At 30.8% G+C, this 12818-nt stretch carries 13 protein-coding genes; 4 read left to right on the top strand and 9 right to left on the bottom strand.

Annotated elements, in window-relative coordinates; translation table 11 throughout:
* Window positions 1–61: 61 nt before the first annotated feature.
* From FVE74_RS02800 to FVE74_RS02755, 9 genes are all read right to left on the bottom strand, one after another.
* Window positions 62–481, bottom strand: a complete 420-nt coding sequence (locus tag FVE74_RS02800; RefSeq protein WP_147003130.1) for a phospholipid phosphatase — start codon at window positions 479–481, stop codon at window positions 62–64.
* Window positions 482–485: 4 nt separating this feature from the next.
* Window positions 486–1436, bottom strand: a complete 951-nt coding sequence (locus FVE74_RS02795; protein ID WP_147003129.1) for a tyrosine-type recombinase/integrase — start codon at window positions 1434–1436, stop codon at window positions 486–488.
* Window positions 1412–3091, bottom strand: a complete 1680-nt coding sequence (recN, locus tag FVE74_RS02790) for a DNA repair protein RecN (RefSeq protein ID WP_147003128.1) — start codon at window positions 3089–3091, stop codon at window positions 1412–1414. Before recN ends, FVE74_RS02795 begins: the two co-directional genes overlap by 25 nt.
* A 240-nt stretch (window positions 3092–3331) precedes the next feature.
* Window positions 3332–4162 (bottom strand): NAD(+)/NADH kinase, encoded by an 831-nt coding sequence (locus tag FVE74_RS02785; RefSeq protein WP_147003127.1) that lies wholly within the window; start codon window positions 4160–4162, stop codon window positions 3332–3334.
* A gap of 442 nt (window positions 4163–4604) precedes the next feature.
* Complete coding sequence (locus FVE74_RS02780; RefSeq protein WP_147003126.1) at window positions 4605–5060, bottom strand: hypothetical protein; 456 nt, start codon at window positions 5058–5060, stop codon at window positions 4605–4607.
* 54 nt (window positions 5061–5114) lie between these two features.
* A complete protein-coding gene (locus FVE74_RS02775; protein WP_147003125.1) occupies window positions 5115–5492 on the bottom strand; it encodes a DUF956 family protein in 378 nt (125 codons plus the stop codon).
* Window positions 5493–5905: 413 nt separating this feature from the next.
* Complete coding sequence (locus FVE74_RS02765) at window positions 5906–6820, bottom strand: PTS system mannose/fructose/sorbose family transporter subunit IID (RefSeq protein ID WP_147003124.1); 915 nt, start codon at window positions 6818–6820, stop codon at window positions 5906–5908.
* Between the two features lie 18 nt (window positions 6821–6838).
* Complete coding sequence (locus FVE74_RS02760; protein WP_147003123.1) at window positions 6839–7663, bottom strand: PTS mannose/fructose/sorbose transporter subunit IIC; 825 nt, start codon at window positions 7661–7663, stop codon at window positions 6839–6841.
* A 15-nt stretch (window positions 7664–7678) separates the two neighbouring features.
* The gene (locus FVE74_RS02755; protein ID WP_147003122.1) at window positions 7679–8668 is read right to left on the bottom strand and encodes a PTS sugar transporter subunit IIB; all 990 of its coding nucleotides are present in this window, start codon (window positions 8666–8668) and stop codon (window positions 7679–7681) included.
* A 441-nt stretch (window positions 8669–9109) separates the two neighbouring features.
* Here FVE74_RS02755 and FVE74_RS02750 point away from each other — a divergent pair, with 441 nt between their 5' ends.
* From FVE74_RS02750 to FVE74_RS02735, 4 genes are all read left to right on the top strand, one after another.
* On the top strand, window positions 9110–9676 hold the full coding sequence (locus FVE74_RS02750; RefSeq protein ID WP_147003121.1) for a LemA family protein: 567 nt from the start codon (window positions 9110–9112) through the stop codon (window positions 9674–9676).
* 22 nt (window positions 9677–9698) lie between these two features.
* On the top strand, window positions 9699–10736 hold the full coding sequence (locus FVE74_RS02745) for a DUF2207 family protein (protein WP_147003120.1): 1038 nt from the start codon (window positions 9699–9701) through the stop codon (window positions 10734–10736).
* 102 nt (window positions 10737–10838) lie between these two features.
* Window positions 10839–11975, top strand: a complete 1137-nt coding sequence (locus tag FVE74_RS02740; RefSeq protein WP_147003119.1) for a cysteine desulfurase family protein — start codon at window positions 10839–10841, stop codon at window positions 11973–11975.
* Between the two features lie 15 nt (window positions 11976–11990).
* Complete coding sequence (locus tag FVE74_RS02735; protein ID WP_147003118.1) at window positions 11991–12782, top strand: Cof-type HAD-IIB family hydrolase; 792 nt, start codon at window positions 11991–11993, stop codon at window positions 12780–12782.
* Window positions 12783–12818 lie beyond the last annotated feature (36 nt).

The following is a 12818-nucleotide window of genomic DNA, read 5'->3' as shown; positions in this document are numbered from 1 at the left end:
TTTTTAAACTTTTATTTATTTTTAATAATCTTTATTTTAAGCATCCTTTCAGCAGTAACTTTTAAAAAAGCAGCATTGACAGCACAAAAACAACTTTAAATATTAAAAATATATTCACAAATCTTATTATTTTAGGAATCTCTTCCCTTCCTTCATCTTTTCTTATTGAAAAAATCAAAAGCGAAAATAATACAATATATGCAATCGCACCTAGCAACGAAATATTTCCTGTGAATAAATAGATAACTTCCAGAAAAAGAAAGGCATATACTTTAAAAGTTGTTCTCTTACTTGTAAAAAATATATTTATCAGATTGTAGTTAGCATACATATATAGCAGAATCAGCATAATGATTCCCAGATATTCTGTTATTATTCCTATTTCTGTCAATATGAAAAATACAAAATATGCTATAACCGTAGCCATAAGTATTTTCAATTTTTCATCCTTCTGCTTTCTTAATTCACTTTTTTCCTTCATTTCTCTAGTCATCTCCCAGTTTTATATTATTATATATCTTTTTTAATTTGGATTTTTCAACATGTGTACAAGTTTCCATTGTCGTAATGCTTGCATAGCCAAATATCTCCTGAACTATCCGTGTATCAGCATTATCTCCAAGCAAAATCTCAGCAAGCGAATATCTAAAAATATGCGGATAAACATTTTTTTCAATTCCAGCATTCTTTGCAATATTTTTTAAATCCTTCCAGAATTTTTCCCTTCGTGCATTTGGAAAAATCTTAAAACTGTCATTTGCATTTTTTAATTTTGGTCTATAAACATCCAAATAGTTTTTTATTTCATTTTCAAGGCTGTCATAAATCGGCACTATTCGGTATTTTGAATCTTTCCCAAGCACTTTAATAAATTCATAACTCTTATTTTCCAGATCTTTTATTTCCAAATTTAAAATTTCCGATATTCTAGCACCTGTAGCAATCAAAAATTTAATAATAAGCCTATTTTGCATTCCCTCAGGCATATTCGGACAACTATCAACAATTTTTTTTATCTCTTCCAATGTCAATATTTCAGGCGATCTATACTCCCGCTTTAAAGATCTAACCATCCCTGCCGGATCTTTTTCCACTGCCCTGTTCAAATAACAGAACTTATAAAAAGCCTTTATTGCCGAAACCTTGCTTAACACTGAATTTTTTTTCAGTTTTCCACTTATATATTCAATATAGCCAAAAACATCCTGCTCTTCAATTTCATTATAATTTTTCTCAGAAAACAGGAAAAACTGTACCAGATCACGATTATATCCATTAGCCGTGCTTCGAGAACTTCCCTTTTCATATTCTAAAAAATCAAGAAATTTTCTAATTTGCATTTTATTTTCAAGAGATATGTCTTCTTTTACTTTCTTTTTCCGCTTTTCCTTATTTTCCACTTTCAGATTATCTATACCAATACTTTCTTGTCCCATAGTCCCATTATCTCCTTGGCGTGATTAATAGATGCCTCTGTAATATTGTCTCCTGAAATGATTCTTGCAATTTCCCTTATTCTTTCTTCAGTGTTCAATTCGTGAACTTTCGTTTCTGTAAAGTTATTTTCTATTTCCTTCTTAATGAAAAACTGCTGCTGTGCCTTTCCTGCAATTTGCGGAGAATGTGTTACACATATAATTTGAGTATTTTTTGAAAGTTCTCTTAATTTTTCTGCCACTCTTCTCACAGTTTCACCCGAAATTCCAGTATCAATTTCATCAAAAATAAGCACAGAAATATTATCAACTGCTGAAAATACAGTTTTTAAAGCCAGCATTATACGTGAAATTTCTCCTCCTGAAGCTATTTTAGCAAGTGGCTTAAATGTTTCCCCCACATTTGCTGCAATCATAAATTCTGCATTATCCATCCCGTATATTGTTATTTCCTGAGTTTTTGTAATTTCCACTTTAAATTTTGCATTTTCCATATTCAGGTCATCCAGCTGAACATCAACTGTATTCTGTAAATTTTCTGCAATTTTTTCACGAATTTCACTAAGCCTTTCACTGTCTTGAAAATATTGACCTACAAGCTCACTTTTTTCTTTTTTCAAGTTTTCCAGCTCTTCACTTTCAAAATTAACCAATGACAGATCCTTTTCAATCTTGTCCCTATATTCAAGTATTTCAGTAATTGTTGAGCCATATTTTAATTTCAGCTTATTTATATTGTCAATTCTTTCAACAATTTTTTCCAGCTTTTTATCATCAATTTCAACATCTCCAACAAAATTATCCACAGAATACGATATTTCCTCAACTTCATACAAAACAGACTCAATTTTATCATAAAGCTCGCTATACGATTCTGACAAATCTGAAAGCTGCTCCAAATTTCTCTTAGCCCTTCCAAGTGCCGTTAAGATTGAAAATTCCCCTTCCTTCAGAAATTGAGATGTTTCCTCCAGCTTTTCACTGATTTTTCCAGCATTAAATAATATCTTGTATTCCTCTTCCAACTCATTATCTTCATTTTCCTTCAATTCAAGGCTATTGATTTCATTAAGCTGAAATTCCAGAATATCCTTTTTTTCTGCAATTTTTGATTTTTCCTCTTCAATATTTCCTATTTGCAAATTTAATTTTTTTATTTTATTTACACTTTCACGTATCTTTTTAGAAAGCATTTTCCCTTCATCATCTAAGAATCTATCCAAAAGATGTAAATGATAATCACTGTTCAAAAGAAATTGATGCTCATGCTGCCCAACTAAATCAATAATATTCACCATAAGTTCCTTTAATCTCGATAAAGTCATCCGTGAGCCATTTACTGTAATCTTAGATTTCGCATTCCTGTCAAAATACCGTGTTATAATTAGCTCATCATCTTCGATTTCAAATCCAAGCTCATCCAGTCTTTTCTTCTGATTTTCATTCAGCTCAAAAACCCCTTCTGCAAAAAGGCCTTGTGCGCCGTTTCTAATCATATCAGTATGACTTCTTTCACCAATTAACAGCGATATTCCATTTAGGATAATTGACTTTCCAGCTCCAGTTTCTCCAGTCAATGCAATAAACTTGTCATTAAATTCCAAATCCAGATTTTTTATTATCGCTAAATTATTTAATCTTAATTCCCTTAGCATTTCTTCCCTTTCACCATTTTATTTTGACAATAGGTTAAGATCCCATTGTTTCATCAATATCTGTTTTTTTCATAATTTTAAAATATATATAATTTACGAATCAGTCTAATAAAAAAACAAAATAATATATTTTTAATTATATACTCGAACTCACTCAAAATTAAACTAGTAAAAATCATATAAATTTAGAACTTAAGTAAAATAGTCATAATTTTTAAGTTCGATTTTAAATCATTTTTACTATAAAACAGAATCGCCCCATTTTAATTTTTGCCGTAAAATACTGTAATAATCGCTATTCATAGGTTTTATTATTTTAACTTTCTTGTCTGATATTCTCGCAGATACTAAATCACCTTTTTGAATTTGAAACCATTGATTCCCGTCAATATTCAAATGAACTGCATCATCTCTGGAAGTCGCTTTAAAACTAAGCACTTCACATCCGTTTACAATTATTGGCCGTGCTGTCAGACTTTGCGGAGCAAGTGGCGTGATTGTCAAAGCATTTAGTCCTGGATGGACGATTGAACCTCCAGCTGAAAGTGAATAGGCAGTAGAACCTGTAGGAGTCGCAACTATTATTCCATCAGCTCTATATTTATTTACAAAAATATCATTTGAATAAACTTCGACCTGTATCAGATGAGCCTCATGTCCGCCTTTTGTAATTACAAGTTCATTTAATCCATAAAAAATATTATCCTCATATCTGACTTCAAGAAATGATCTTTCTTCCAACTTGTAATTCCCATTTTCATAATCCTGCAGTATTTTCACAGCATCCTGTGGCTTAATCTCGGCAAGATACCCAAGAGATCCCATATTTATCGCAAGCACAGGAATATTCCCCCTGATGGCCTCCTTTGCCGAAATAAGCATCGTTCCATCTCCCCCAAGTGAAATTATAAGATCAGCCTGTTCCACTCCAAAAACTTCCTGAATATTTTTTTCCTTCAGATAATTATAAAAACTCTTCAGCAATTCTTCATTTCCATATCCACTTTTTATAATTCTTACTTTTTCTACTTTGTTTTTTTTATTTACATTACCGTTTTCCAATTTTTCCATAACAAATACCTCTTAAAAATAAAATTTCAAAATATTTTTTTCCTTTGTAAAGTATTGTATCATTTTTAAAAAGTTTTTTCCATAAATTTTGCAAATATTTTTTGAAAATCCCTTTGCCATATCATTAAATCCATTTAAAAACGATACAGCTTTAGAATTTAATAAAATAAATGTTCTGAAGCGATGGCTCTTGACTTCTTGCAAAATAAAAAACTAAGTTGCCGAACACATCCAACAAAATAAAATATTTTAACAATTTTCTAATAAATTCAAGATTTGTATAAAAAAACTTCCTAATAACTTATATTTTCCAAATAATAAATAACAAGGGAATAAAATCCCTTGTTAAAAAACATTTGCCTTACCAATAATTTAATATTAAATCCCATTAAAAAAATCCACAATTTAAACTGGAAATAGCGAAAACTTTTAGGCAAATCTATCAGTCAAAATAATAATATTCGCCTTTTTTATAGTTTCTATCTGAAGATTTATAAAAATAAAGTTTCCCTATAAGAAAAGCATTTTTCCCATTTTTCATTTCATTCAGCATTCTTTGAGAAATATCTTTCCCCATAATATGGATAGTCTTTCTTTCAGTTCCTTTTGGAATTTTGGGATTATCCCATTCTATTTTTTTATTGGAATATGCATCAATGCAAGTTGCATAAATATTTACATGGTCAAGTCCAGAACTTTTGTAGAAAGCTCTATATGTCGACACAAAACATTGCCGATTTGAAAGATATTCCATTTTCCCGTTTCTCATATCGCTTTCCACAGTTTCAGGCAATTCTTCAAATGGCACTTTTTTTGCAAATACCATACTTTCAGAAAAGACATTAAATGAAATTAAAAAGACAAAACAAACAAATAAAAATTTAAAAATCTTTTTCATAACTACTCTCCTTTTTTAGCCTTCACCCTCATAACTAATTTTTTATACAATAAATTATTTCTTTCTTTTAAACCATTCAAACACTTTTTTCAGCGATAATACAGGTTTATTTCTCACAATTTTTTCATTTCCCAGAAAATCCCGCATAGTTTTCAGCGTTTTCCCAGCATTTTTCACAACAAAATTATACGATCCTGCACTTTTAGTGTCAATAAAAAATCCACGAATATACTTATCTTTAAAGAACAACTGCGCCCTTACTCTCACAATTTCCTCCCACGGAATCTGAACATAATCCTCAGGATTTCTAGAATTGTAAAATTCAAAGGCTTTATCACCTACAAGCACATCGCCATTTTTATTTCCAATCATTCCAGTCAGGGAATTTGCCTTTGTCATAAATAATACTTTTGTATTTAATGAAATAGCCAATTTTATTCCTCATTTCTTTATAGTTTTTATTTTTATTCCAAATTATTAAAAAAGTTGGATTTTTAGTTCCAACTTTTTTCTTATACGTAAACTTTCAATGTGAACTACTCACAACTAAAAGTCGAGAACTTCATAAGATAACTGAAAAAGCAAGTTATCTTCTAAGAAGTTTGATTTTAAAATCCTTATTCTTTTTGGCTAGTCCACAATAGCCGCTACTAGATAAGACATTATGTCTACACCGCTACTTTTTATCTGTATATTTATATTTTAAACCCAAATATATTATACTCTAAAATTAGTAATATTGTAAATTTTAAAGCAACATTTTCAATGTTGGTGTTATTCATCTCATGGCTAAAACAACGAGTGTTCTAACACACTTAATAAAATCAAATTTTTAATAATCTTTATTAGAATATTCCAACTACATGTCCTACAATTCCAACTAGGAATAATCCAAAGATAATTAAGATTGGACTGACTTTTTTCTTAAGTAGCCACATACATAGGAAAGTCAATAATAATGCTGCTAATCCTGGCACTAATTTATCTAGGTTATCCTGCAAAGTTGTTATTTGTGTATCTGAAAGCGATAATTTATTTCCAAAATCTGCAAGAATCTTTTGTAATTGAGGACCAGTTACTGAACCATTTGGAAATTTTATATAGGCTCCGTCAGCTAGTGGAACTCGTGATATAACTCTTGGGAATTTAATTGTAATCCAACGTTGAACTAAGATACCCATAATAAACATACCTAAGATAGACGCACCTTTAGTTATAGTTTGAAGCAATCCACCTGATAAATCCTTTGTAATTTCTGAACCTTTTTGGTAACCAAATTCTTGAGTATACCATAAGAAAGAAATACGAATTACATTCCATATAATGAAAAAGAATAATGGTGCGATAACTGAACCGCTTGTTGCAAGTGAAGCTGCAATTGCTCCTAAAATTGGACGTACTGTGAACCAGAATACTGGATCTCCTATTCCTGCAAGTGGTCCCATCATTCCAACTTTTACCCCTTGAATAGCTGCATCATCAATTGAAGCTCCATTAGCTCTTTCTTCTTCCAAGGCAAGAGTTACTCCTAAAATCGGTGCTGCAATATATGGGTGAGTATTAAAAAATTCCAAGTGTCTTTTTAAAGCTGCTGCTGCGTCATCTTTATTTGGATATAATTTTTTCAATGCTGGGATTAATGAATAAGCCCAACCACCATTCTGCATACGTTCATAATTCCAAGAACCTTGTAAAAATTGAGAACGAAGCATTACGCTACGACGGTCAGCTTTTGATAGTTTTATTTTATTTTCTGCCATTTCTTATTCCTCCTTAGATTAATAGTCATTTAAGATGTCGCCTAGTGGATCTCCTGAAGCTGATGAACCTCCATCTCCTCCACCATTGTTACCACCGCCACCATTACTTGTAACATTTAAGTAAATGATAGCTGCACAGACACCTATAATTCCTGTAGCAATTAGTGTAAGTTCATTTAATGGCGCAATTGCAAATCCTAAGAAGAAGAAAGGCCATACTTCTTTATTTGCCATAAGGTTGATAACCATTGCATAACCTACTGCTACTACAAATCCACCACCAATAGTCATTCCATCAGTAAACCATTTTGGCAATGAATTAAGAGCTTGCTGAATAACGTGAGAAGGTATAAATAACAACAATAAGGCAGGGATAGCAATACGTAAACCTTGACATGCAAGTGCAACCATGTGCCATAATTCTACACCTTTAAAATTACCTTTTTCAGCTTCTCTATCTGCTTGGTGAACAATAACTACTGATAAAGTACGAACAACCATAGTCAAAACTAATCCTGCTGTGGCAAGCGCAATCGCTGTACCAATTGCCACATTCTGACCTGCAGCATCAAATTTTCCTGCTTTAACAAAAATAATTGCTGAAGCTACTGAAGCAAGTGCGGCATCTGGAGCAACTGCTGCCCCTACATTTGCCCAACCTAGAGCCATTAACTGCAATGCTCCACCTAACATAATACATTCTTTCATGTGTCCTGTCGCAAGACCAACTAATGAACATGCAATAATTGGCTGATGGAATTGGAATTGGTCAAGGATACCTTCCATTCCTGCCAAAAATGCGATAATTAATATTAAAATAATTGCTAAAATATTAAAATCCATAACATCCTCCTAAAATTAAAGTTTTAATCCTTCATTTGCTTTTTCTGAAATTAATTTGAACAAGTCTGCCCGTTTATCTGCGGCAACTTTTCTAACATCAAATTTTACACCTAGATCTCTAAGTTTCTTATAGGTATCAACATCATTCTGATCCATTGAAAGTACATTATTAACCATAACTTTTCCAACAGAGTGAGCCATTGATCCTACATTCAGTTCTTTAATGTCAACACCTCTTTCAATTACATAAAGTGCATCTTGAGGATTTTCAAACAGCAATAACGCTTTTGTATTTCCAAATCTTGAATCTTTTGAAACTTCCACCAATTTATCAAGCGGAATAACGTGCGCACGTACACCTGGAGGCGCCGCCTGTTCAATTAATTTTTTACGTAATTCATCCTTTGAAACCGTATCTGAAACAACAATTATTCTGTTTGGATTTGTTGCCTTTGTCCAGCTTGTTGCAACTTGCCCGTGCAGCAAACGTGTGTCAATACGTGCCAGTACGAATTTGATTTTCCCATCTCCGATAACTGTTCCTGGTGGAATTGCACCTTTTGGCATATCATCTTGCGCTGCAGCTTTTGGAGCTTCTTCTTTTGGCTGAAGATCTTCAGGACGTACCCTAACTTGATCTTTTCCTTCTGGAACAATTGCTTCTGCCACTTCATGAGCTGTTTCCATATCTTCTCTTTCTGACAAAGCGGCTAAAAGCATTGGCAAATTAAGCCCTGCAACAATAGCTCTCTTTTCAGGATCCTCTTCAAAAAAACGGTTAGATTGATTAAATGGACTTCCTCCCCATAAATCAACTAAAAATAGAACTTCTTCTGTTCCTAGTTTTGCAATGGCATCTTGAATTTTTTTATATAAGTCATCTGGACCTTCACTTGGCATAAAAACAACTGATTCAAGCAACTCAGCTTCACCCAGAATCATTGAAGCCGACTGTTTTATACCAGCAGCAAATTCACCGTGACTTGCAACGATAATTCCTACCATTTTAAACCTCCTTCTACAAAATATATTTTTGCATTCACATAAAAAGTTTTTTAATAATTTTATAATTTCTAAAATTTTCTAAAAACTAAAAAGTGAATAGCCTTATATTTTAAGTGTACCACATTTTTTTGCATTTTCAAGTATTTTAAAAAAATTTTATAAAATAAATTAATAAATGTTAAATTTCAATATTTTTTTTAGTAAATCATAATACTAAATCTTATCAAGAAATAAGTCAATACTCTATTTATCCAATAATAGCAAATTTTTTTCCTGGATATGAAATAAAAATCTATAATAAATTCACTATCTAAAAAAATAATATAAATTTATTCAAAACAGAAATTTTTTAGAAATAATATTAATATTCTGACATATTGAAAGATTTTTTTTTAAATGATATAATTTAATAACTAAAAATAAAAGAGCAGGAGATTAATTATGAATATTTTATTAATTGCCATAGGCAGTTTGATAGTATTAGCAATAATAGCAGCGGTAATCTATAACAGGTATGTTAAACTGAAAAATTTGAATGAGGAAGGTTTTCATGAGATAGGTATTTGCTTACAGAAAAGGCTGGATCTGATACCTGGTCTTATTAATGTTGTAAAAGGGTATGCATTACATGAAAAGGAAACATTAGAAAATGTTATTAAACTTAGAAGCCAAATGGAAATAATTGATAAAAAAAATATTGACAATATTGAAAAAATAAAAAAAATTGAGAATGAGACAGAAAAAACATTAAAATCAATAATGATATTACAGGAAAATTATCCAGATTTAAAGGCTAATGAAAATTTTTTGAAATTGCAGACTCAATTGATGCAAATAGAAACTGAAATCCAAAGATCGAGAAGGTACTATAATGGAACAGCTAGAGATAGAAATACTTTTGTAGAAACTTTTCCAAATAATTTTATTGGAAAAATTTTGGGGTTTAAAAAGTCAAAATTTCTCGAAATAACAGATAAAGCAGAAAAAACTCCAGAAATTAAATTTTAATGTTTACAATAAAGGATTTACTATGATTATTATTATTATAATTGAAATTATTTTAGTTATACTTATTGGTATATATTCTGTTTCAACGTGGTATTTTTTTGGAAAAGATCCAAAAAGGAAAACTATTATTCCTGAATTTTCTGAACCAGAAAATATTTCGTCAATGTTTGTTGCATATATCAATGGAGAGAGAGATTCAAAAGAAATATTGAAAATAGGACTGTTATCGTTATTATTGAAAAATTATATTTTTTTAGATGATAAAAATAATGAAGGAAATAAAATATATGTTTTGAACCAGAAAAATAAGGATAATCTGAAACTGCGAAGCGAAACTTTATTTGAGGAAGAAAATAATTTGCTGGATATTCTTTCTGAAAATAATCTATTTGAAAATAAACTTGAAATTATCGGATATAAAAATCGTATTATACATTTTTTTGAAAAGAAATATAATAGAATGATTTATAAAAATAATTATCTATATTTTATTCCATTTATTTTAGGAACTGCAATTTCCATAGCTTTTACATTATCAGAGCTAATGCATATAAATATAGCAAATTCAATTATTATTACGACTTTTATATTTATATGGCTAAAATATGTATTTGGAATGTCAGGGAGAATATTAAAATTTTTGTATATCACGGTAACTGTAGGTGGAATTATTGGTATTATATTGTATACAGATATATTTTATGGATTAATTTTATTAATTTTAGGAGCAATGTTTTTTATTTATAGGAAAGTTATAGGGAAATACACGTTTTCAGGTAAGCGAAAGCTGGAGTACATTGAAGGACTAAAAATGTATTTTAAAACTGCTGAAAAAAATAAAATGAATGAATTTGAAACAGAAGAAGAAAAACTTAATTACTTCAATCAAATATTTCCTTATATTGTTGCACTTAAAGTGGAAAATGAAAAAATAGGAATTTTTAAGGATTCTTTGGATTTTTTAAATATAATGGGAAGTTATGCTGAGGCTAAATATTATGTTAATGAATATGTAGATACGAAATTTCCAATTTTTAGAAAAAAACGTATTTTTTGGTAAGGCAAGTAAATAATTAGAAAATTAAAATATATTTTAAAATTATAATTACAATTGCAAACTTTTATAAATCATAAAAAAATAAAAAGGAGAAAAAATTTAACAATGAAAATAGTATATTTAGATAATGCGGCGACTACTAAAATGTCTGATAAAGTTATAAATGAAATGACAAAATCATTTAGTGAAAATTATGGAAATCCATCATCTGTACATGCTTTGGGGCAACGTGCAAAGTCAGCTGTGGAAAAAGCAAGACATATAGTTTCTCAAAATTTGGAAGTGGAAACGACTGAGATTGTGTTTACTTCTGGCGGGGCTGAAGGGAACAATCTTGCTATTCGTGGATTTTTGAAGGCAAATGAAGATAAGGGGAAGCATATTGTAACTTCTAAAATAGAACATTCGACAATTTTAAAGGACTTTGAACAGCTGGAAAAGGAAGGATATGAAGTTTCTTATATTGGAACTGATGAAAATGGAGTTGTCAATATTGAAGAATTAAAGCAAGAATTAAGGGAAGATACGGCTATTGTTTCGATAATGTTTGTAAATAATGAAACTGGGGTTATTCAGCCGATTAAGGAAATAGGAGAGATTTTAGCGGAAAAAAATATATTTTTTCATACGGATGCGGTTCAAGCAATGGGAAAAATAAAAATTTTGCCAAAAGATTTGAAAATAGGGGCTTTGACAGGAACTGCACATAAATTTTACGGGCCTAAGGGGACAGGATTTGTGTTTGTTGATAAAAAGTATTCGATTGAAAAGGAAATCTGGGGCGGTTCACAGGAAAGAAACCGAAGGGCTGGAACGGAAAATGTTCATGGAATTTTGGGACTTGGAGTTGCACTTGAAGAAGTATATGAAAATTTGAAGGAAATAGAAGAAAAAGAAGAAAAATTACAAAATTATTTAGAAACAAAATTAAAAAGTGAAATTGGGAAACTTGGAAAAAAAATAAAAATAAATGGAGAAAAAGCAAATAGAATAAAAACTACAACAAATGTCTACATAGAAGGAACAGATATTCAAATGCTTCTGGTAGCGCTTGATTTGAGGGGAATTTGCGTAAGCGGCGGATCTGCATGCATGTCAGGGTCGTTGGAAAGTTCGCATGTTTTGAAGGCTATGGGACTTACTGATGAGGAGTTGAAAGGTTCGTTTAGAATTAGTATTGGAAAGGATACGACTATTGAGGAAATAGATTATTTTGTAGAAAATTTAGCGGAAATAGTTTAAAGAAAGGAAGTTAAAATGGATAATATAAAAGCAATATTTATGGACTTAGATGGAACTGTGCTGACAAGCGGGCATAAAGTTTCAAAAAATTTGATTAAGAAACTGAGGGAACTGGAAGGGAAGGGAGTGAAAACATTTGTTGCAACTGGGAGAACATTTTCTTCATCAAAGCCTTTTGTGGAAATGCTGGGAATTAAAAATCCAGTAATTAATTATAATGGGGGAAGGGTTGTAAATCCCTTGAATAGTGAGGTTATTTTTGAAAAGCCTGTTGAGGCACAGGATGTGGGGGAGCTTATCAAAGTTTCAAGAGAAAAGGGAATACATCTGAATTTATATATGGATGACAAGCTGTATATTGAACATGAAACTGAAGAAGGGGAAAAATATTCAGAAAGTGTAGAAATTCCATATTATGTGAGAAATTTTGATGAATTCATCGGCAAATCTTCTACAAAGGCATTATTTATCGCAGAAAATTCGATTTTACTAGAATTAAAAAAGGAATTGGAAGAAAAATTGCCACATCTTAATTTTGTATTTTCAAAGCCGCATTATTTAGAATGTTTGAACAAGGAAGTAAATAAAGGGCTGGCAATAAAGGAACTGCTGAAAAAATATGGGATTTCTCCAGAAGAAACAATGGCATTTGGAGATCAGTGGAATGACCTGGAAATGCTGAAATTTGTGAAATATGGGTATCTTATGGGAAATGCAGAAGAAGAATTGAAAGAGAAATTTTCAGATGACAGAATTACTTTGTCAAATGATGAAGATGGAATTTATGAAGTGATAAAGGGACTTTGATATATTAAAACGGAAGGTTTAAAAATGGAAATATTT

The organism is Leptotrichia wadei (assembly GCF_007990445.1).
GTDB classification, from domain to species: domain Bacteria; phylum Fusobacteriota; class Fusobacteriia; order Fusobacteriales; family Leptotrichiaceae; genus Leptotrichia; species Leptotrichia wadei_A.
Note: the sequence above shows the minus strand (reverse complement) of the source record. Positions and strands in the feature narration are given on the sequence as shown.